Raw genomic sequence first — 23,495 nt, 5'->3', positions numbered from 1 at the left:
CTTAAAAATCAATTCTCCACCAAACAAATCTCAAAAACCGTATTTCCAACTTCACTTTTATACGAAATATAGCCACCGTGCGCTTCAATAATATTTTTAGATAAAGTCAGGCCAATTCCTGCGCCTTCGTTTCTGGTCGTGAAAAACGGCAGGAAAATTTTGTCTTCAATTTCTTTTTCTATTCCATTTCCGTTATCTGTTATTCTAATGAAAGTTCGGTTTTCTTTGGCTTCCGCCGAAATAAAAATCTTCTTTTGAGAAACATTTTTTAAAGCATGAATGCAATTGGTTAAAAGATTTATCAAAACTTGTTCAATTTGTTGCGAATCAACTTCGATCCAACGTTTAAAAGAGATTCCATTTACAACTTCGATTCCGTTTTCTTTGAATAACGGATTCATAACCTGTATACCATTCTCTATCAAATGCTGCAATTCTATTTTTTCTTTTTTGGGAGAAGGCAGCATGGCCAATTTTCGATACCCTTCAACAAATTTTTGTAAATGATCGCTTCGTCTCAACATCGTTTCGACACTGTTTTTTACATCTTCTAAATCTTCAGCCGACAAGGAATCCTGTTCGACCAAATCCTGCAAATTTTGGCAAATTGACCGAATTGGCGTTATAGAATTTAAAAGTTCATGCGAAATCACTTTCATCAGATTTACCCAGGCATCTTTCTCTTTTTTCTCGACTACATTCTGAATTGAATCCAGTAAAACTATAAAATAATCCTTTTCAAAAATCTCTGTTCTTGAAGCCTGTAAAACAAATGTTTGTTTGTTTTGCTCATTGATACTTATTTCTACTGAAGTTTTTATTTCCTGAAAATCATCTTCTTCAATAATTTCGCATAAAGATGGCAATTGATTTTTCAGGTATTTCCATTTTGAAACTTTCGGAACATTAAATTGCTTCGAAAAATATTCATTCATTAAAAAGATATCCCAATCTGAATCCTGTTTTTGCAAAATGATAATTCCGGTTTCCATATTATTCAAAATCGAACGGTAAATAATGTCTTTAGAAACCTGTTCGTTTTGCTTGTTTTTTAATGTATCATACAATTGAAATAAATCATTGTAGCTTTTATTGAACTTATGATTCGAAAAATCTGAAGTAAAATCATTTTGCAAGATGGAAGCAATTGTTTTATCGTAAAGCAAAACAAAATTCCGAACATAAAAATACATTTCGCGTACTAACAAAAAGACAATAAAAAGTCCAAATACACCTGTAAAAAGTAATCCTGTTTTAAAAAAATAAATAGCGATTTCGATCATCGCAACAATCAGAATCAATCTTAAAAACAGTAATTTGTATGTCTGAAACGTTTTAAACATATTAATTGAGATTGATGTTGTATTTCTCTAAACGACGGTATAAAGCACCTCTTGACAAACCCAATTCTTCAGCCGTTTTACTGATATTGTTGTTATTTTTGACCAAAGCTTTTTCAACCGCAGCTTTTTCTACAGAAGAAAGCTGAATATCATCGGGATTTTCTTCATAAGTTGTTATGGTTTCTAAATCTAAATCGGAAACCGTGATTTTATTGTTCTCACAAAGAATGACGGCGCGTTCAATTTTATTCTCCATTTCGCGGATGTTTCCATTCCAGGCGTGTTTTTCAATTTGTTCCAATACTTTTTTGTCGAAAGTAATTTCGTCTCTTCCGTATTTGACAATCATTTTTTCAAGAAGATATTCGGCCAGTGGAATTTTATCTTCGTTTCGTTCGCGCAACGGCGGCAAAACAATTTCCATTGTATTTATGCGGTAATACAAATCTTCGCGGAAATTTTTATCAGCAACTTCTAATTTCAAGTTCAAATTGGTTGCCGTAATAATCCTGACATTTAAAGGTCTTGGTTTGGTTTCACCCAATCTTGTTACCGTTTTAGTTTGAATAACCTGCAGCAATTTAGATTGTAAATGCAAAGGAACGTTTCCTATTTCATCTAAAAAAATAGTTCCGTTTTGTGCCATTTCGAAGCGTCCGGGCGTATCTAATTTTGCATCGGTAAAAGCGCCTTTGGCATAACCGAATAATTCGCTTTCAAAAATATTCGAATTCAACGAACCTAAATCAACCGCTATAAAAGGATTGTTTTTCCTTTCCGAATGACTGTAAATATGATGTGCCAAAACAAATTTTCCGGTTCCGTTTTCTCCCAAAATCAAAACATTCGCGTCGGTTTTTGCTACTTTATCTGCCAGAGAATAGGCCTTTTTTATAATATCAGAAGTTCCAATAAAAAAGTCGTTTTCAACTTCAATCGTCTTTTGTTTTTTCTGTTCTTTTCGCGCTTTATCAACGGCTTGTTTTACAGATTCCAGTAATTTTTTATTTTCCCAAGGTTTTAAAATATAATCAAAAGCGCCATTTTTCAAACCTTCAACGGCTGTTTCAACTTTTCCAAACGCCGTCATTAAAATCACAATTGTTTTTGGCGAAAGCGTTTTTATTTCTTTCAACAAATACAATCCTTCCCTTCCATCTTCAAATCCAATTCTATAATTCATGTCCAATAAAACGACATCAATTGTTTTTTTTGACAATAATTCGACAATATTTTTCGGATTATTAAGCGTATAAATGTCTTCAAAATACTTTTTCAGGAACACTTTCGACGCAAAAAGGATGTCTTCCTGATCGTCGATGATTAATATCGAGGCATTTGTTTTTTTCATTTTTGTTCAGTTTTGGACGAAAGCTGTCCAAAAATGGACAGTTTAAATTTCTCTTAAAAAATAAAAATTTAAAAATAAGGCAGTTACAAACTTTAAATTTTTGGCATGAAAATCACATTAAGACTAACAAATCATCAAATATGTGAAGTATTATTGTTGGTAAAAGTAACAAAAATAGAGCGCTAACAACTATATTGTGAATTATCTTAATTTCGAATTTGTTTCTGTTACTTCAGCAATAAAAATTATTTAAAACTGAAACCGTTGAGTGTAATTCGTAAAATAATATTTAACACATAGAAACATAGCTTTTTTTGTTTTCTAAAAAGAAGATTGAAAGAAACTTGTTTCTAACACATAGAGGTCTATGTGAATTTAAAAAAGTGAAACGCCTATTTTGAGTTTTCAAAATCTATGTTTCTATGTGTTAAAATAAATTATACTCAACAAATTAAAATCATCAATCTAAAACAACAATTATGATCAACATTACAAAACTTTCAAAAATTTTTAGAACCGAAGAAGTAGAAACAAATGCATTAAGTGAAATTTCTTTAACCGTAAACGAAGGCGATTTTGTTTCGATTATGGGACCATCCGGAAGCGGAAAATCAACTTTATTAAATATAATTGGTTTATTAGACAGCGCATCTGGCGGAAGTTATCAGTTGTTAGGTCAGGAAATGATTGGCACTAAAGAAAAAGCAAAATCAAAAGCCAGAAAAGAAAACATTGGTTTCATCTTTCAGAATTTTAATTTAATTGATGAATTATCTGTTTTTGATAATATCGAATTACCACTTATTTACAATGACGTTCCATCGGCTGAAAGAAAGAAAAAAGTAAACGAGATCGCCAATAAATTAGGGATTTCACATCGATTGAAACATTATCCGCAACAACTTTCCGGAGGTCAGCAACAACGTGTGGCCGTAGCAAGAGCTTTAATCAATGATCCGAAAATTATTTTGGCCGATGAACCTACCGGAAATCTGGACAGTAAAAACGGAAATGAGGTTATGGAGTTACTAACGGATTTACATGCCAACGGAGCCACAATTTTGATGGTAACGCACTCCGATTACGATGCTTCTTTCTCTCAAAAAACAATTTTGATGAAGGACGGAATTATACTTTCTGAAAAAGTGAATAATAGAAATGTCGATGTTTTTGCAGCTACTCTAAACAACTAGATCATGCTAAAAAACTGGACTAACATATTTATATACCACATCAAAAATAACAAGCTTTTTACGTCTTTGAATGTTTTGGGTTTGGGTATTGGAATTGCGGGATTGATTTTCGCAACTTTATATTGGAATGAGGAACATTCGTATGATGAATGGAATCCCGAAAAAGATAAAATTTACGCCGTTTTAAATGATCTCGGCGGTGGAAATGTTTGGGCTGTAAACTCTCCTATCCCAGCTCCAATCTTAAAATCAACTACTTCAGCTTTGCAGGATTATTGTTATTTCAATACTTTTTACACTAAAGAAACCGTACAATATAACGGCAAAATAGAATTGATCGATAAGATTTTCTCCGCACAAGGTAATTTCTTTTCTTTTTTCCCTTTTGAATTTATTCAGGGCAGCGGAAAAAGTGCCATTCATGATCGTAATAGTATTGCCTTATCTGAAGAAACGGCTTCTCGTTTGTTTAAGAATGAAAATCCGATGGGAAAACAGGTTAAATATGCTGAGAAATTTTTTGTTGTTCGCGGCGTCTATCGATTATCTGAAAAATCTTCTGTAATGCCTGCTGCTGTTACAACCATAGTTGAGGAAGATCTCGAAAAAAATAAAGAAAATTGGGGTTTTAGCTACGGCTTAATGCTAAAATTAAAAAAACAAAGCGACACAACTTCAATTCTCAAAAATCTAAATGAAATCTATGTAGAGAATAACTACAAAAAACAGGCTAAGGAAGAAGGTATTTCATATGACATGTATTTAAAAAAGTATGGAGAAGTTACCGAAGCGAAATTACTTCCGTTTGCTGGTTCAAGACTTTTTCAGGGAAATTATCCTTTTCCGGAAGGAACTGGAAATCTCCAATTTTTAAAAATTTTATTGGGATTATCCGTCCTTATTTTATTATTGTCGATTGTCAATTATATTAATCTCGCTACGGCAAATGCTATAAAACGTGCCAAAGAAGTTGGAGTACGAAAAATTGTGGGCGCTACAAAATCACAAATTATTATCCAATTTGTATTTGAAACTACTTTAATTACGCTTTTTTCACTTTTATTAGCCTTGGTAATTGTCGAACTTTCATTGCCTTTTTATAATTCACTTTTAAGCAAAAATTTAATTCTCGAAGGTTCTCAGTTTTATTTACAACTGATATTCATTTTTATAATTGTCATTTTAGTTTCGGGCGTTTTACCGGCAATCTATATTTCGAATTTTGAGCCATTGAAGGTTTTAAAAGGAAACTTTTCCCGCAGTAAAAACGGAATCTGGCTTAGAAACGGAATGCTGGTTTTGCAATTTGCTATTGCGACTTTTTTTATCATTGGTTCTTTTATCGTTTATCAACAGGTAAACTTCATGACCCAGAAAGATTTAGGTTTTAAAGGCGCGCAAGTGATGGATATTTCGTTTAAACCTAAAAAAGGGATAAAACAATTTGACAGGTATAAAACCATCAAACAAGAACTTTTAAAAATAAAAGGTGTTCAGGCTGTTTCTGCAGGAGTATTTTCTATTGGAACCAACGCTAATTCATGGTCGGGTTTGCATTATAAAACCAATAAAGAAGTTATAACGCAACAAATGGCTATTGATTTTGGAATGCTGGATGTTTTAGGAATTCCGGTAATAAAAGGAAGAGACTTATCAGGCAAATTTGCTTCAGACAGTATTAGCAGTGTTTTATTGAATGAAACTGCGGCTAAAACATTGATGGAGAAAGATCCTGTAAATAAGGAAATTGTTTGGGAAGGTAAAAAGTTTAAAGTGGTTGGTATTGTAAAAGACTTCCATTATTTTGGGCTTGAAAACCGAATTTCACCCATGCTTTTTTTACATATCACCGCTATCGACTGGGTGCAAAAAGATTTACGTAATGTTTCCGTAAAAATTGCACCACAGCAAATACCAGAAACGATTGCTGCCCTTGATAAATTCTGGACAACAAAAGTAGATACAGAATACCCTTTCGAATTCAATTTTGTCGATAGAAACTTTGCCAGAACGTATAAAAGATATCAGAATCAAAGTGAGTTATTTTCAATCTTAAACGGAATTGTAATTTTGATTGCCGTTTTCGGATTGTTTGCCTTAGCTTCCTTTTCTATGGAAAGAAGATTGAGAGAAATTGCGATCAGAAAAACTTTAGGAGCTGAAACCAATATTTTACTGAAGGAATTATCAAAACAATACGTGGTTTTCTGTTTGATTGGCTTTTTCATCGGAATAATTCCTGCTTATCTTTTGTTGCGAAAATGGCTTGAAGATTTTGCTTTCAGAATTGATATTCCAATCCTGCCCTTTTTTGTGGCTCTTGTTTCTTTAATGTTTTTGACCTTGGCTATTGTTTTGGCAAAAGCATATCAGGTAACCAAAATTGATATTCTGAAATACCTAAAATACGAGTAAAATGCTAAAAAACTATATCAACATATTTATTTACCGCTTAAAGCACAACAAGCTTTTCTCTTTCCTTAATATTTTAGGATTGTCAATAGGAATTGCCGGGCTGATTTTTGCACTGCTTTACTGGAACGACGAACAGAGTTACAATGCCTGGAACCCTGAAAAAGACAATGTTTATCAGGTTTTGGTTCAACTAAGCGATATGCCCGCCCTAGCAGATTGTGCCTTATTCCTGAAACCGACTTTAGACCAAGATCCAAATGTCAAATCTATACTATATGCTGATTCCTGGTATCAAAAGGATAAAATTATTTACAAAGGAAAAAAGGAATTTGTAGATAAAATTATCAATGTCGAACAAAATTTCTTTTCTTTTTTTCCTTTCGAAATTATTCAGGGCGATGCAATTTCAGCTATAAAAGATGATTCGAGCATTGCTATTTCAGATATTACGGCTAAAAGGATTTTTGGAAATGAAAATCCCATTGGAAAACAAATAAAATGTTTTGACCAGCTGTTTTCTGTAAGGGCCGTGTACCATATTCCAGGAAATTCTTCGATTGCACCAAATGCGATCATCAATAAAATGAAACAATATACAACTTCCGGATTAACTGGTCCGTTTCTTTTAAAGTTATTGTTAAAAGTAAAAGACCCGTCAAAAGTTGATCTTACAAGACAGAAACTCGAAAGAATTTATAACCACGATTTTATTGCGAAAATTGCCAAAGAAGCCGGTTTTACAGTCGAAGTTATGACTAAAAAAGTGGGGCATTTTACAGTTATTCTTGAACCTTTATCAGAAGCCAGATTACATTCGATAGCAGATGGTTATCCTGAAACGCGAGGAAATTATCAGTTTTTAATGATCATGATGGGTTTGTCTTTTTTGATTCTCATTTTGTCGATCGTTAATTACATCAATCTCGCAACTGCTAATGCCGTAAAGCGGGCGAAAGAAGTTGGCGTACGTAAAATTTCGGGTGCATCAAAAGGCGATATTGTTAGTCAGTTTCTTTTTGAAACAGTTTTAACCACTAGTTTTTCTATTTTATTGGCCTTGGTAATTGTCGAGCTTGCTTTGCCCTATTACAATAACTTTTTAAACAAAAACATTGTACTTCTCGCCGGTCAGTTTTATGTGCAATTGTTACTGATTTTTATCATTACCGTTTTTACTGCGGGATTATTACCGGCAATTTATATTGCCAATTTTAAAACTTTTAAAGTTTTGAAAGGAAATTTCGAAAGAAGCAAAAACGGAATTTGGCTGCGCAACGGAATGCTTATTTTTCAGTTTGCCATTGCTGCGTTTTTCATTATAGGCTCTAATATCGTATATCAGCAAATTAATTTTTTACAAAATAAAGATCTGGGTTTTAAGGGGGATCAGGTAATTTCGGTCTCGTTAAACTTTCCATCAGTTGATTACCAGGGAGAAAATGCAGCCCAAAATATTTACAACAAATACAACATCATAAAACAGCAGCTCAGCAAAATTAAAGGCGTCGAACAAATCTCCACTGGTCTCATTGCGTTTGATGGTTCAGACAATTCTATATCGGGAGTCTTATACCATGATGAACTTTTTAAACAACGCGTTATCCCTTTAGATTTTGGCATGTTTGAAATGCTGAACATCAAAATAATTAAGGGAAGAAATTTTGATAGAAAACTGGCTTCAGACACTATAAATTCAGTGATCATAAACGAAAGCGCATTAAAATTAATGAATCTTAAAGATCCTCTTGGAAAGGAACTTGTAATTCGGGAACAGAAATTAAAAATAATTGGTATTGTTCAGGATTTCAACTTATTAAGTCCTGAATTAAAAGTACCACCAATTGCTTTTTACAATATCAAAATGTTTGGTATGACACATAACATTAATAAAGTTTATATAAAACTAAAACGGGATGATCTCGAAAATACGATTGGAAATATTGAAAAATTATGGTCGAAAGTCGATACCGAATATCCGTTTCAATATGATTTTGTAGACAAGCAATATGCAAGAACATATGAAACCTATACGAAGCAAAAAAACCTTTTTTCACTGTTAAACATTATTGTAATTGCAATAGCCTTATTTGGTTTGTTCGCGCTGGCCTCTTATTCAATACAACGCCGAATGAAAGAAATTGCAATCAGAAAAACACTCGGAGCAGAAACAAATGTTCTATTGAAAGAATTATCGAAACAATATGTTTTTTACTGCATCATTGGTTTTATATTCGCCTTGTTTCCGGTTTATTTTTTATTGAATAAATGGCTCGAAAATTTTGCTTTTAGAATTGATATCAGTATCATTCCGTTCGTTTTAGGATTCATTATTTTATTAGTTTTGACTTTGATAATTGTTCTTTCAAGAGCTTATATCGCAACAAAAACGGATATTTTAAAATATCTGAAATATGAATAATAAAAAAGATTTATAACTAAAAAGCCTCCAAAGTCATTTTGATTTTGGAGGCTTTTTTTGATTGCAAATATTTAAATTAGTTTCCTAACAGATCTTCCGTTTTAGTTAGAAACTCCTTAGTAACTTCTTCAATATTAATATTCATTCTTTCGGCCAAAACGGTAAGCCACCAAATAGATTCTCCTATTTTGTGTTTTAGTTCTTCTTCCGTATTTGACTTTGGCCATCTTCCTTGCTGTGACATGACATGGCGACCAACCAAACCTGCATCGGTTAAAAAGGCTAATGCATCTTCTTCAACAGACCATTCGCTGCCGTGATGTGCTAATTCTAATTCGTGATAACGTTTTCTTATTTCTAAAGAACGTTCTTTTAGCTGCTCAAAATTTAGTGATGCCATAATTTAATTTTTATTGAATAATTCCTGAAACGCAATTGGACTTACATTTGTTTTTTTCTTAAACAATTTATTGAACGATTGCGGATGCTCAAAACCTAATTTATATGCGATTTCTGACATTGATAAAGTTCCTTTTGTGATATATTCTTTTGCTTTTTCAATCAATTTATCATGAATAAATTGTTGTGTATTTTGCCCTGAAACATTACGCAGCAAATCGCTTAAATACCTTGGTGATAATTGCAATTCATCTGCTACAAACTGTACAGTCGGCAAACCATTTTTCAACGGTTTATCAGTATTAAAATAAGCTGAAAGCAAATTCTCCAGTTTAGAAAGTACATCACTATTAATTACTTTTCTGGTTATAAATTGTCGATTGTAAAAGCGATTACTGTAATTAAGCAAAAGTTCTAATTGCGAAATAATAACATCTTGACTAAAATGATCAATTCGCTGATTTAGTTCATCCTGTATATTAGCAAAAACTGCTAAAATCGTTTCCTTTTCTTTCTCAGACAAATACAAGGCTTCGGCAGCAGAATACGAGAAAAAGCCATATTTTTTAATGTTTTCATTTAAAGAATAAGGGCGAATAAAATCAGGATGAATATTAAGTGACATTCCGCTATAATCTGCTTCTTCTTCCTGCATTTTCAAAATTTGTCCGGGCGCAACAAACGACATTCCTCCTTCTTCAAAATCATAAAAACCATGTCCGTAACGCAGTTTCCCCGAGAAATGAGTTTTAAAAGATATCTTATAAAAATCTAAAATGATTCCGTGTTCAAAATCCTTCGGGTCAAAAATTGCTTCACCATAATTCAAAACACTGATAAGCGGATGCATTGGTTTTGGCTGTCCCATCGCCTTATGCAATTCTGATATGGATTGAAATATTTTAGGCTGATTTTTCATTTTTGGAAATACTCTTGTTGTACAAATCTACAAAATGTTCTATTGGCGCAATATTCCAGCTTACCGTACTTTGATCAATCATATCGTGTACGACTGAATCGCTAAGTTCTGACATTAATTTGTGCATGGCGTTTGTTCCGTCTTCGGTAGTATCCCAAACGAGCATATCATAAACTACTCCCTTTTTTAACTCGAAAATAGTTCTGGAGCAAAAACCTTTTTGACGTTTTAAAAAAGCATCAATTTCAGTATTGGCTTCTATAAATTGTTTTGTCGTAAAGCCATTTAGTTTAAAAGTAGTCAATTCTATCGCTTTATTTTTCATTTGTTTCAAAATTAAAATGTAAACATAGTTTTGATGTTTTGTACCTGAGTTTCGGCACCTAAACTCAATCGTTCATTATATAAGGCATTAGCATCATTTCCGGCAATATATCGAAGTTGATTTTTATTATCCGTTGCAGCTTCGTAGATAATTTGAGCAACATCTTCAGCTTTTGTATAACTCTCTAATTTTTCTGCGCTATAACCTTTACTCACTTCAAAAGTCAATTTTTCATATGCCTCATGTTGACCGACTTCCATAGATCGAACCGCAAAATCAGTTTGCATTCCGCCGGGCGCCACTACTTTGACCTGGATTCCAAATTGAATTAATTCTGATGCTAAACTTTCAGAAAAACCGTCGACAGCAAATTTGGTAGCACTATAAATAGAACAGGTTGGAAAACCCATTAATCCAAAAGTAGAAGTAACGTTAATAAAAGTGCCGCTTTTCTTTTCACGAAAGTGAGATACAAAAGCTTTTGAAACTTTTATTACACCAAATAAGTTGGTTACAATCTGGCGTTCGATTTGTTCATTTTCTAAAGATTCTAAAGCTCCTATTAAACCATATCCGGCATTGTTTAAAACAACATCAACCGAATATTTATCAGTAATACTTTTAATCGTAGCATCAATTTGTTCCTGATTCGTAACATCTAACGTAAGTACAATTACATTTTCTAATTGATTTAATTCGGTTTCTTTTTCGGGATTACGCATTGTGGCAATTACCTGCCAGCCTTTACTTTGAAATAATTTTGCTGTTGATTTTCCTAAACCTGATGAAGCTCCTGTAATAAAAATTGTCTTTTGCATTTTTAATTGTTTTAAAATTATAATGCAAAGATCAGCCGAACTATAAAGTTGGAATTAGCCGTTTTGGAGGATGTATTAGCCAAAATGACACAAATAAAAAACTCCATTAGCAATAATGGAGTTTTTTTTATTACTGTTATGAGAAGAGATTATTTGAATGAAACAACAATTCAATATCTTTAGTTTTATGATAAACCAGTTAAACCCGTAAAATCTTTTCCATTTTTTTGCCTTTTGCCAGTTCATCTACCAATTTATCTAAGTAACGTACCTGACGCATCAACTGATTCTCGATTTCCTCAATACGGCACCCGCAAATTACGCCCGTAATGAGCGAAACATTAGGATTAAGATTGGCTTTTTCAAAAAAGTCTTTAAAGGTTATTTTTTCATCAATCAGTTCTTGTAATTTCTTTTCATTATATCCCGTCAGCCATTCGATTACCTGATGCAATTCAGCTATGGTTCTGCCTTTTTTCTCCACTTTAGTTACATAATGTGGATAAACCGAAGCAAATGTCATTTGGGCTACACGCTCATTTTGTTTGTCGTTAGGTGTCATGATGCTCTTTGAATTTCAATTAATCTGATTACAATACGAATATACTAGTTTACACGTAAATATTTATTCTAATCAATTACAAAAAAAATCAGATGGAAATACAATTATCTCCGTTGCGTTTGAATTCGTATATTCGGCCATTATTTTGAAAAAAGAAAATGATTGCAAAATTGAATGAAAAAAAATCCTATCCATGGATTGTTGTTGGCTTATTGTGGTTTGTAGCTTTATTAAATTATTTAGACAGACAAATGCTTTCTACTATGAAATCAGCGATGATGGATGACATTCCTGAATTGGCTAAAGCTGAAAATTTCGGTCTTTTAATGGCTATTTTTCTTTGGATATATGCGCTTATGAGTCCTGTTTCCGGAATTATAGCGGATCGGTTTAACCGAAAAAGAATAATCATAGGAAGTCTTTTTATTTGGTCCGGGGTTACTATGGCGATGGGTTATGCCTCAACTTTCAATCAGATTTATATTTTGCGTGGCATTATGGGCTTTAGTGAAGCTTTTTATATTCCGGCCGCATTATCTTTAATTGCAGATTATCATCAGGAAAAAACACGCTCTTTTGCTATTGCAATTCATACCACCGGAATTTATCTAGGTCAGGCGCTGGGTGGTTTTGGAGCCACTATTTCTAAGCATTTTTCCTGGCATTTCAGCTTTCACTCCGTAGGTTTACTCGGTGTACTTTATAGTTTAGTACTGCTATTTTTTCTACAGGAAAAGAAAACTTACTTTTTCGATCCTACAAAAAAGTCATCTGTAAGCTATGAGTTCAGGCAAATGTTCAAAGGATTGGGAATATTATTCGGTAATATCTCTTTTTGGGTTTTACTCTTTTATTTCTCTGCACCAAGTTTGCCGGGTTGGGCGGCCAAAAACTGGTTACCTACCTTATTTACTGAAACTTTACATTTAGACATGTCTCTGGCGGGACCAATTGCAACGGTAACCATTTCGATGTCTTCCTTTTTTGGCGTTTTAATTGGTGGTGCCATTTCAGATAAATGGGTAATGAAACATCTTAAAGGAAGAATTTACACCAGCGCTATTGGATTGTTTCTTACCATTCCTGCATTGTTTTTATTTGGCTATTGCTGCGACATAGAAGCTATTATTTTTGGCGCTATCCTTTTTGGGCTTGGATTTGGAATATACGACACCAATAATATGCCTATTCTTTGTCAGTTTGTTGCGCCTCGTTACAGGGCTACCGGATATGGAATTATGAATTTTGTAGGTATTTCGGCCGGAGCTATTATCACCGAATTTTTAGGAAAAGCCGCTGATAATGGAGGAATGAGGCACGTTTTTGTACTTCTGTTATTTGTAGTTGTTACTGCCATCGTTTTACAACTGGTTAGCCTGCATCCAAAAACTATAGATATGACCGAGGGAAATGATGTATGAGTGTAAACACATAAAAATTTTGAAAAATTAATGGCTTTTGATTATTGGAGTTTTTTATAGAGTCCCCTTTTTGTTTTATATTTTACTGTGAGGAAACTATCACAGAACGACCTTTAAGAATTTTTCTGATTTAGGAACTATTTCACTATTAATTCCCTACTTTTTTCTAAAATTACACCGTTGTTATCTAATTCAACCTCGATTGTAATCAAATTATAATTTTTTAAAACAGTATAAAACCCTTCAGGAAGCCAAAAGGAGAAATTGGTAAATTACTCAATTTTTCAGAATAGATAATTGCAACGTCGACCTTCTCAAGGCTGAATGAGCTCTCTTTTTGAATTTCAGTTTTGTTTGTACACGAAAGAACAATACCGCATAATACAATTAAGAAAATATTTTTTGTCATTTTTTATTATTTAAAATAAAATTACTGTGTTACTTTCATTCGGTCTACATAATTCATAATTGTTGTGAATTTTCTAATAACAGCTAAAATATCTTCTTTTGGCTGATCGATTTCACTTAATTGTATTTTGTTTGTCTTTGAACTTTCTTTTCTATGAATTTTCAAGAAGAAAGATCTTCCTCTTTTTTCTTTTACCGAGTCGTATTCAACATGCTTAATATCATTCCATTTTATCAATTCAAGAGCAGAAAATGGAAGAATTGTTTTTCTAACCCAAAAACCATCTTTCTTAATTATAAATTTTGGCTGAGTATCCAAAAGCCATAACCATGACAAAATACATAATATCGAAATTGCTAAAAAAGCAATTGTAAAAACTCCATTAGGATTAAACTTTTCCCAATTAAAAAGTTCTTTTGGTAATTTATAAATCATTAAAACTGTTATTGCAGTAAAAATTACAACTAAAAAAGATTTTACCGACATATCTTTTTTAACTTCTATTTCTTCTAAAATTGCGGTATTTTTAAAGGTTTTCAAATTTGGGTTTCGATTTAATTTTGATTTTTATAGTCGCTAATATAATATTAATTTTAGTACACAAATCAAATAATAACACAACAAAAAAACTCCATTATTGCTAATGGAGTTTTGAATATATTTATTTTTCTAAAGTGCTTATTCTACTTTTACAATTACTGTGCTTGACATTCCGTGTACGGCTGAAGCTGTTAACTGAACATCTTCTTTCTTTCCATTCGACTGAATAATCGCAATACATTTACCATTAAACAATTTACAAGAATTAGCCTTAAAGGAATCCAAATTAGCCTGATAACCATTATCAACGCCCACTAATTTTCCGCCTCCGGAAACTTCAAAATTAATTAGATCATTTGCGTTTGGCAGAAGATTTCCGTCTTTATCAACAATACAAACGGTCACGTAAACCAAATCATAAGTATCATTTTTAAGAGTCGCTTTGTCTGCTTTTAAATCTATTTTGGAAGCTGCTCCCGCGGTATGAATTTCTTTTTCTAAAACTACTTTTCCGTCTTTTCTGGAAATCGCTTTTAGTGTTCCCGGTTCAAATTTTACGCGCCACGAAATATGCAAATCATCATTTTGTTTTGCTTTTTTTCCGAGAGATTTTCCATTTAAAAATAATTCTACTTCATCTGCATTGTTGTAATAGGCCCAAACATCAACTTCCTGATCTTTTTGCCAGTTCCAATGTGGAAAAATATGCAAAACCGGTTTGGTTGTCCATTCACTTTGGTACATATAATAGACATCTTTGGGGAAACCGGCTAAATCAACAATTCCAAAATAAGAGCTTCTTGCCGGATATGGATACGGATCTGGTTCACCTATGTAATCGAAACCGGTCCAGATAAAAGTTCCCGCCATAAAATCCTGTTTCTTTATCGTTTTCCAGTTTTCTTCGTGCGTTGCGCCCCAATACGATTTTACCTGATCAAAAGCCGAAACGGTCCAATCTGCATTTCCGTCAAACGGAGCACCATATTTTGATGGCCACGCCTTAACTCCATCCGAAGGAAAATCATAATGACCACGCGTTTCTAAAGCCGAAACACTTTCTGAAGCAATTATTTTTTGCCCTTTAAAACGAGTTGGAAAATCTTTGTAATCTTCGTGTTTGTAATTGAATCCCAAAAGATCCAAAGCACCCGATTGGTAAATGAAATTTTTCTCTATAACATTCTCCGTCAAAGCAGAAGTTACAGGACGGGTTGTATCTAACGATTTTACAATTTGCGCTAATTCTCTCGTAATCGCAATTCCCGTACTATCAAATTGTTCCCTGATTTCGTTACCAATACTCCACATCAATACCGATGGATGATTGCGGTCTCTTTTGATGAAATCTTCCAAATCTTTTTTATGCCACGCATCCCAGTCTTTATGATAATCGTTGGTTACTTTTTTCTTTTTCCAAACATCAAAAGCTTCATCCTGAACGATAAAACCCATTTCATCACACAATTGCATCATTTCTAAAGAATGCGGATTATGCGACATTCTGATCGCATTGGTTCCCATTTCTTTTAAAATGGTCAATTTTCTTTTTAATGCATGAATATTTTCAACCGCACCCAAAGCACCGTTATCGTGATGCAGACAAACACCTAAAATTTTCATCGGTTTTCCATTTAATGAAAACCCTTTTTCGGCATCAAAATTAAAATAGCGAACTCCAAGCGGCGTTTCGTAACTGTCGACTAAAGTTGATTTCTCATAAATTTTAGTGACTATTTTATACAAATACGGATTTTCTGTATCCCAAAGAATCGGATTGTTTAAGGTGAAATTTTGAATGTTTTTTGAAGAAGAACTGGCTGCAATTTTTTGTACCGATTCTGTTTGAGCAACTTCAACATTGTTTTTATTTAAAATAGAAGAAACCATTCTGAATTCCTTCTCGATTTCCGAAGCATTTTTAACATCAACTTCCAAATGAATTTTTGCTTTCTCTTTTGAAATTTCAGGTGTCGTTACAAAAGTTCCCCATTCGTCAACATGCAATTTAGCGCTGGCAACCAATCGTACATTTCTGTAAATTCCGGAACCGGTGTACCATCTTGAATTAGGCTGAGCTGAATTATCGACTTTTACTGCGATCACATTCTGACCTCCGAATTTCAAATATTTTGACAATTCATAAGAAAACGAAATATATCCATTTGGACGAATTCCTAAAGAATGTCCGTTAATAAATACTTCACTATTTTTAAAAACCCCATCAAATTCTACCGAAACTGTTTTGTTTTCCCAATCTTGTGGAATCGTAAATGTTTTGCGATACCAACCCATTCCGGCCGGCAAAAATCCCTGAGCTTGTTTTGTTTTACTGTCTTTATCAAAAGCGCCTTCAATACTCCAATCGTGTGGCAATTGAAGTGTTCTCCAGTCTGAAACATTAAAATCAGATTGAATAGCAGTTGGAAAATCGCCTATTTTGAAATTCCAGTCTTTATTGAAATCTTCGGTTATTCTGGCATTTTTACTTTTTGAAGCACAGGCTGCAAGAAGTAATAATACTAGTATGATTGTTATTTTTTGTAGAATGTTTTTATGCTTATTCATTACAATTATTATTTTTCTAATTCAATTACCTATCGTTTGTCATCCTGAGGAACGAAGGATCACACAAGAAACTCCGTACAGAATATCGCCAATCTTTGTCGAATCCCGCGTGTGATCCTTCGTTCCTCAGGATGACAAACTAACCGTTTTAATCAAAAAACTTTAAACTTCGCGGCTTCGTGCCTTCGTGGCAAAACCCGCCTATTGAAACTCAAAAGAATCCAACATCAATCCTTTCAAATCGTCACCTTCTAAAGTAATTTTATACGTTCCTGCATTAATATATCCTCCCGAAGTCGTATTCAAAACTTTCCATTTTTCTGCGGATGGAAAAAATTCTATAGTATCATTTCGCATCAAAATTCCGTAGGCATCTTCCATTTTAAATTTCACTTTTAATGGCGTTTCGTTTCTGTTCATGAACTTGAAACGCATTAAATAAATTCCGGCGACACCTGGTTTCACTTCAAACTCAATGCTGTTATTTGTTTTTTTGGTGAACTCAATATAATCCGCTTTTTTGAAATTTCCTTTTACGATATCCGTTCCGGTTGTTTTGGCATTTTCAGCTTCTAAAACCAAAGTCTGACGCGAATCATCTTTTTCGCCCATATCGTAAGTTGGAACGACGATAAAAGTATTCACGTTTTCTGAATTATCAAATGTAATTTTCTCTCCTTTTTTTACTTTTTTAGTATAAATGGCAAACTCAATATTGTTACTGTTTTTTGCCATTTCTTCTGATTTTTTATAATCTGAAAGCCATGCAAATTGTGTTTTTATTTTGTCATCAATTAACACATAAACAGCTGCATCTTCTTTGACTGTAAACGAACCTGAAGTTTTTGATTGGGAAGAAAACTGCAAATAATCTGCTCCAAAAACTTCAGAAGGCAATTTCGTAAAAACAACTTCTGAATCTGAATATTGTTTTGAATTAAAATCCAGCCATGATGCAACTGCATTTTTTGTTTTATCATAAGCCTTTAAAACCAGATTCTGAATATTTTTAGGAGATTCAGCTGCAGGTCTGGCGTGAATATCTTTGGTCGCAATCGCAATCGCCGAAATTATAGCTTCACCGGCTTTAACATTTGGAAAAGAAATTCTAATTTTTCCTCCTTTGCTTTTTACCACAAATGTTTTTTTCAAAGCTTTATCGTGTCCAACTTCTGACCAAATATCAAAATCTTTCAAAACAATATTATCATTAATTGCAACGTCAAACAGTCGCCAGCCTTTACAATCTAAGCCACCGCCGTTTCCGTACCACGGTTCTGTAAAATACAATTCGACTAAATATTCGCCATCAGCAGCAGGAAATTCATAACTCAATTGCTCTGCTCCATATCTGAAACTTTGAAATAAGGCCTGATTTTTTGTACCCGAAATTGGGTCGAAAGTACTTCTTTGGCTGGCATAAAAATCAGGAAGTTTTTCAAATTTGTCTGTCCAGGATAAAGAACCCCAGGTGTTTTGTCCATTTTTGTGTGTATCGGTCAGCCAGGTATTTCCTTCAGCGTCTGTAAATTCAGAACCACCACAATTCACTCTGTAAATATAATTGTATCCTTTTTTTGATTTGGTAATATCAGCCTGATCTGTATATAATGCGTTTAGATTTGGTGCTTTCGGAAGTGTATTCAAAATAACATAATCTTTTGCAACGGCTTTTCCGTTTACATAACCCACAGCGTACAAAACATTATATTGAATATTGACATTATTAAACTGAAAGTGCTGTCCCAATCCCGGATTTTTCAATTTACCCAAAGAATTTTTATTGACGTCATTGAACAATTCAACTTCATCACAATTGGAATAAATATCAATACCATTTTTTATTCCTGCCGAATCCCAACGGTTTGGCCACGAATGCGAAACAATATAAACCATTGGGTTTGTTTTATTTGAAACATAATTAGCGCGGTACATATAATAAGCGTCAAGCGGTTCGCCCCAAACTGTAAAAAGTCCTTTATAATTTATGGGACCAACTTTGTCTATATCTCTAAAACCTTCTCCATTTTGAGAACGTCCCGGATTTTCATGCGAAGCAAAAAGCCAGTTGAATTGTCCCGCAATTTTATCTTTAACCGATTCGGCTTCACGGACTTTTATTTCCATTAATTGCGAAAATCTGTTTTCACTCAAAATTCCTTTTTGATCAAATTCACCTTCGGTATGTAAATCTGCTGTTCGCCATGCGCCGTATTCTCCGTTTAGGAGCTGCGTGCTCATTTCGAGATGGTATTTTAAAGGATCACCGCCATAAGTTCCAGACCAGTTTTGCACTACATTCCAATCTGTTCCTTCACCGCCGTTGCAAGTTGTTACGATTCTTTGAGAAGCCGATAACGGATCCATTTCGCGGATAATTTTAGTGCATTCTTCGGCAAATTCCTTTGGGATCGTGCTTTCGTTTTGCAAACCCCACATGACAACCGACGGGCTGTTTCTTCGTTCCTTAATCCATTCTCGCAATAAGGTTTTGAAATTCTCTTTGAATTCTGGTGTGTCGTACCAGATATGTGCCGAAAACTGACTCCAAAACAGGATTCCGTTTTCATCTAATTCTTTTTGGTATAATAAATTATGAGGCTGATGCGCTTCTCTAAAAGCATTGAATCCGGCCGCTTTTATTTGTTCGATTCTCGCATGAATTTCTTCATCTGAAAAGGAATGACTTTTACCGATCAAATGTTCGTATTCGCAAGTTCCGTTTACAAACAAAGGTTCATCATTAATATAAAAACGATTGTCTTTTCCGTCACGGCTCACCGGCCAACTCACCCAGCGAATTCCGTATGGCGTTTTTAATTGATCAATCATTTTTCCGTTTTCATAAACAGAAGTCACTAATTGATACAAATAGGGATTTGACGGCGACCATAACTTTGGATTTAAAATTTCCGGAAGTGTCTGTGTTATTTCTTTTGTTTCTCCTGAAACGTTTTTGATATCGCTTTTACTTATAGCAACTTTCTTTCCCGCAGCATCAAAAAGTATATTTTCAATCGTTAAATCACGGTTTGATTTTCCGTAATTTTTGATTTCAGTTGTAGTATGCAGAATCGCTTTTTCTTTAGAAATCGATTTGTCATTCCAGATATGAACACCAAAAGGTTCAATACGAACCTCATTCGTAATGACTAAAGAAACAGGTCTGAAAATACCCATTGGCTGAGAACCTTCAGAAAACCCCCATTCGCCTGAACAGCCACCGCAAACCCAGGGAAGATCAGCAATAAAAGAAGGATGTTCTGCTTTGACCATTATATTGTTTTTGGTATCAAAGGAAATTGCATTTGTAATATCGATGGTAAAAGTTGTTCGACCACCTTTGTGTGCTCCCACTTTCTTTCCGTTTACCCAAACTGTCGCGTAAGAACCAACTCCTTCAAAAAACAAAAAAAGGCGTTTGCCTTTATCTTTTTTATCGACGTTAAATGTTTTATGATACCAGGCCGTTCCATGCAAATTGCCGTGTTTCATTCTGCGGTATCCGTAATATTGGTCCCAGTTATGCGGAACGTCTGTTTTTTGCCAATTTGCATCAATTTTAGGATTGTTTACAAAAGCTTCTTCCTGTTTTAAAGGATCACTTAAAACAATAGTTTCCCAAGATGAATTCAGCGAAATTTCTCTACGCAATTTCGCTGAGTCACTGTTATCCTGGCTCTTAGCAGAGCTAAAAACTAAAAAAATGCAAATAAAAAAAACTATTTTCTTCATACTTTTTTAAACCATATAAGTGATATAAGTTATTTTTTTGTCATTTCGACGGAGCAGAAATCTCATCCAGAGAGCGACGTACTGTGTGGCTACTTTATGTGATTTCTCCTCCGTCGAAATGACAAGATTGGATCAAAAACCTTTCACGTCTAACCTAACAACGAGTTCGCGTGAGGGATGGCAGTGGAGCTCTTTTTTGAGGTGATTTTTCTTCACCTCAAAAAAAGCGGGAACGAACAGCCCGGTTCGCCGCGGCGAAACACGCCCAAATTATCCTTATTAATAGAACAACCAGTCAATCGCTCCTTTTTCTCCTGCATCGATATAGCCAACATCACGTGGCGTTATCGTTTGGTTGGCATCAATAAAACCTAAAATAAGCACTCTTCCTTTTCCTAAATTCAATTCATTTTCTCCTGGCTGAAAGGTATAAGTATGAATATTTACACGAGGCAATTCTTTAAGATTCATGGCGCTTGCCAAAATTACTTCGGCCTGACCGTAAGCATTTCCGGCTGCATCTGTTTCCAGACTTGGCGGAAATAAAAATCGCTTTTGATCTGAATTAAAATAACCTACAACCAATTTTACCGGTTTTGTATTTTTGAATTTCAACTGTGTTCCTTTTTCATTTTGAGCTGTTTCCTCAAAAGCAATTCCTTTTAAATTTTGCAATTCAGGCGCTATTTTAGTCAATTCTGAAATTGGTGTTCCGTACACTTTTATACCATTTTTCACCGCATAAGTTCCTTTATTTTCACTTAGTAAAGTTACTTCTGCAGTTTGCCATGGTTTTCCTTCTTTGGTTGCAATTTTTCCGTCTTTTGATGATTTTAATAAATCCAGATTTCGCTTAAAATTAACCAATTCTCTTTCGTAATGTGGTAATAATTCTGCCCAGGTTTTATTGTTTCCGTCATCGCCACCAATCGGAATTCGGCGTTGCGCGGTTTGCATACTGTTGGCATACCAATAATGATCTTTCGTTAAATTTACTAATAGTTCATAATATTCGATACTTTTCTCCAAATGTGGAAGCGCTTTATCCAAATCTGAAATATCGTTTGAGTAACTGTATCGTAAAACCAATAAAGCTGCTTTTACCTTTTCTGAAAAGAAATCGGCGAAAGCCTTGTAGCAATGCATATCGTTTTTAAGACGTAAAAATTCGTCTTTATCTTTTGTTACACTTGGCTCCGCTTTATCGATGGCGCTAACGGCCAATCTTCCGTGTTCTGTGATTTCGGCTATAATTTGCGTTGGAAGTTCACCAACATGCGGTTCGTGATTCCACTCTTTTTTAGAATATTCTAAAAGTAATTCGCCAACCGGACCACACGATTCATGGAATCCTGGATAAACACGCCATTTCGCCGGATTTACCAACTGGCTTTCGAACATTCCCAAAAGTAATGTCTGACGATTTCCTTCTGTGATTCCGAAACGTCTTAAAGTTTTTGGAGCGATTTCTCCAGATTCGTCGTATGCTTTTTGAATATTATTTGCCGCTTCTGTATTTGTACCGAATTTAGCCGCTAAATCTTTATCCCAAAATTTAATCTCTTCGTTTCTGTCTCTTTTACTGTCCCACGCATATCTCGCCCAGGCTTTGTACCAGATCCAGTCGCGATCCATTTCAAGTAATCGTTCGCCTGTTTTTGTTTTATCTGCCGAATATGGCCAATCCCAATAGGATGCCTGCGGATATAAATGCAATGCATTCGCTCCGTGCGCTGTGTGCATCGCTTTAACTGTTTTCTGAATAAAGTCAGGTGAACCGTATCTGAAAGGTTCCAGATTTGCCAGAATGTGCACATTTTCAATATGAATCGATTTTAAAGCACTTAGTTGTTTGTGCGTTTCTCCCCAAGGTCCGCCTGGTGTATAAGTCGTTAACGATTCTCCGGTATATTTACTTTCTGTGTATAAGTTCTTGTACAACGGAAGCGATTTTTCCATTACCAAAGGTCCGTCAGTATCATGCGAACGCAAAATAATTGGTGGTTCATCTGTTCTTCCTAATGCTTTTAAACCATCCTGAACTCCCGGAATAATCGTTTTGGTAAACCATTCTACATCATCATCAACTGTATTTATGGCTTCTCCCAAACAAACCATCAATCCTACATTTGGATATTTTTCGATAAAAGCAGCAATAGATTTTCGGGTATAATCTGAAAGTAAAGGCGTAATTGGACGCGAACGATCTTGGGTTTTAATATTATAATGCTCCGCAAAAGGTTTAGAAACGATAATATTATAGAACATCTGAATTACCCAGATTCCTCTTTTGTTGGCTTCTACAGTTAAAAATTTATAAACTTCTTCGTTCTTTTTGAAATCTTCGTCGCTAACCTCAACGGCAAATGGATACTCTTTCAGTTTCACCAATGAAGCAAATGGATGTCCATTCCATAAATACAAGGAATTCATTCGGTTTTCAACCAACATATCCAAATACTTTATCCAAAGTTTTTTATCGTAAAACCATGGAAAAGTTTCAGGTGTATACGGATATTCATAGACATCACGCCCAGGAAGATAAACAGGTTTCTGCATTCCGATACAAGCACCTCTCAACACCATTTCCGGACTATCATCAATATTAATTTCTGTCGGAATTGCGCCTGAACTTTTAATACGGTCTGCTAATTCCATTGCGCCGTATAAAGTACCACTTGCATCTGTTCCTTCAATATAAATGATATTTTTTTGCGTGCGGATTTGGAAGCCTTCTTTCTTGCTCAATTGGCTATCGTCGATTTTGGCATTTTTTGAATTTTGTTTCCAAAAATCAGTTCCTTTTTCGCCAATAACAATGACTTTATCTTTTGAGTTTTTAGTTATTTTATCAGAAGAAATTATTTTGAATCCTTTAGTTGATGCTATTTCAGATAGTTTTTCAACTCCAAACTGAGCTCTAGACGATTTTGGATCACTAACAATAGTGATATTTTGCGCTGTTGCGAAAGTGGCGTAAAAACATAAAAAAAGTAGACTGAAATATCTCATGGTATTGTAATTTTTATTCTTGGCGAATTATTCTTTTATATAGTTTGTCATTTCGACGAAGGAGAA

15 protein-coding genes are annotated in these 23,495 nt (G+C 34.3%); 4 read left to right on the top strand and 11 right to left on the bottom strand.

Annotated elements, in window-relative coordinates; translation table 11 throughout:
• Window positions 1-8: 8 nt before the first annotated feature.
• Both AC1RRN_RS12375 and AC1RRN_RS12370 read right to left on the bottom strand, forming a co-directional pair.
• A complete protein-coding gene (locus tag AC1RRN_RS12375) occupies window positions 9-1,343 on the bottom strand; it encodes a sensor histidine kinase (RefSeq protein ID WP_492967602.1) in 1,335 nt (444 codons plus the stop codon).
• A 1-nt stretch (window position 1,344) separates the two neighbouring features.
• Window positions 1,345-2,694, bottom strand: a complete 1,350-nt coding sequence (locus tag AC1RRN_RS12370) for a sigma-54-dependent transcriptional regulator (RefSeq protein ID WP_492967601.1) — start codon at window positions 2,692-2,694, stop codon at window positions 1,345-1,347.
• 479 nt (window positions 2,695-3,173) lie between these two features.
• Between AC1RRN_RS12370 and AC1RRN_RS12365 the strand changes: the two genes are divergently transcribed.
• The 3 genes from AC1RRN_RS12365 to AC1RRN_RS12355 are packed head-to-tail and all read left to right on the top strand — an operon-like array spanning window position 3,174 to window position 8,721.
• On the top strand, window positions 3,174-3,887 hold the full coding sequence (locus AC1RRN_RS12365) for an ABC transporter ATP-binding protein (RefSeq protein ID WP_492967599.1): 714 nt from the start codon (window positions 3,174-3,176) through the stop codon (window positions 3,885-3,887).
• 3 nt (window positions 3,888-3,890) lie between these two features.
• On the top strand, window positions 3,891-6,302 hold the full coding sequence (locus AC1RRN_RS12360) for an ABC transporter permease (RefSeq protein ID WP_492967598.1): 2,412 nt from the start codon (window positions 3,891-3,893) through the stop codon (window positions 6,300-6,302).
• Window position 6,303: 1 nt separating this feature from the next.
• Window positions 6,304-8,721, top strand: coding sequence for an ABC transporter permease (locus AC1RRN_RS12355; protein WP_492967597.1), 2,418 nt, complete (start codon window positions 6,304-6,306; stop codon window positions 8,719-8,721).
• 76 nt (window positions 8,722-8,797) lie between these two features.
• Here AC1RRN_RS12355 and AC1RRN_RS12350 read toward each other — a convergent pair whose 3' ends face one another.
• The 5 genes from AC1RRN_RS12350 to AC1RRN_RS12330 all read right to left on the bottom strand — a co-directional run bounded on the left by AC1RRN_RS12350 (window position 8,798) and on the right by AC1RRN_RS12330 (window position 11,744).
• On the bottom strand, window positions 8,798-9,121 hold the full coding sequence (locus AC1RRN_RS12350) for a MazG-like protein (protein ID WP_492967596.1): 324 nt from the start codon (window positions 9,119-9,121) through the stop codon (window positions 8,798-8,800).
• Window positions 9,122-9,124: 3 nt separating this feature from the next.
• Complete coding sequence (locus tag AC1RRN_RS12345) at window positions 9,125-10,039, bottom strand: helix-turn-helix domain-containing protein (protein WP_492967595.1); 915 nt, start codon at window positions 10,037-10,039, stop codon at window positions 9,125-9,127.
• Window positions 10,023-10,364: a hypothetical protein gene (locus AC1RRN_RS12340; RefSeq protein WP_492967594.1), complete on the bottom strand. Its 342-nt coding sequence runs from the start codon at window positions 10,362-10,364 to the stop codon at window positions 10,023-10,025. The genes AC1RRN_RS12345 and AC1RRN_RS12340 overlap by 17 nt, the downstream gene beginning before the upstream one ends.
• 11 nt (window positions 10,365-10,375) lie before the next feature.
• Window positions 10,376-11,182: an SDR family oxidoreductase gene (locus tag AC1RRN_RS12335; RefSeq protein ID WP_492967593.1), complete on the bottom strand. Its 807-nt coding sequence runs from the start codon at window positions 11,180-11,182 to the stop codon at window positions 10,376-10,378.
• A gap of 199 nt (window positions 11,183-11,381) precedes the next feature.
• Window positions 11,382-11,744 carry a DUF2200 domain-containing protein gene (locus tag AC1RRN_RS12330; RefSeq protein ID WP_492967592.1) on the bottom strand — a complete coding sequence of 121 codons (363 nt, stop codon included), beginning with the start codon at window positions 11,742-11,744 and terminating at the stop codon, window positions 11,382-11,384.
• A gap of 158 nt (window positions 11,745-11,902) precedes the next feature.
• On the opposite strand from AC1RRN_RS12330, the gene AC1RRN_RS12325 reads away from it, so the two are divergent.
• The gene (locus AC1RRN_RS12325) at window positions 11,903-13,165 is read left to right on the top strand and encodes an MFS transporter (RefSeq protein WP_492967591.1); all 1,263 of its coding nucleotides are present in this window, start codon (window positions 11,903-11,905) and stop codon (window positions 13,163-13,165) included.
• Between the two features lie 430 nt (window positions 13,166-13,595).
• Here the strand turns inward: AC1RRN_RS12325 and AC1RRN_RS12320 are convergent, their stop codons facing one another.
• From AC1RRN_RS12320 to AC1RRN_RS12305, 4 genes are all read right to left on the bottom strand, one after another.
• Window positions 13,596-14,114: a hypothetical protein gene (locus AC1RRN_RS12320; RefSeq protein ID WP_492967590.1), complete on the bottom strand. Its 519-nt coding sequence runs from the start codon at window positions 14,112-14,114 to the stop codon at window positions 13,596-13,598.
• 138 nt (window positions 14,115-14,252) lie between these two features.
• Entirely contained in the window at window positions 14,253-16,682 is a 2,430-nt protein-coding gene (locus AC1RRN_RS12315; protein WP_492967589.1) for a glycoside hydrolase family 2 TIM barrel-domain containing protein, read from the bottom strand.
• A gap of 201 nt (window positions 16,683-16,883) precedes the next feature.
• A complete protein-coding gene (locus tag AC1RRN_RS12310) occupies window positions 16,884-20,417 on the bottom strand; it encodes a malectin domain-containing carbohydrate-binding protein (protein ID WP_492967588.1) in 3,534 nt (1,177 codons plus the stop codon).
• Between the two features lie 279 nt (window positions 20,418-20,696).
• On the bottom strand, window positions 20,697-23,429 hold the full coding sequence (locus AC1RRN_RS12305) for an alpha-d-galacturonidase (protein ID WP_492967587.1): 2,733 nt from the start codon (window positions 23,427-23,429) through the stop codon (window positions 20,697-20,699).
• Window positions 23,430-23,495: the final 66 nt, after the last annotated feature.

The organism is Flavobacterium sp. GW821-FHT11G01, assembly GCF_058808175.1.
Note: the sequence above shows the minus strand (reverse complement) of the source record. Positions and strands in the feature narration are given on the sequence as shown.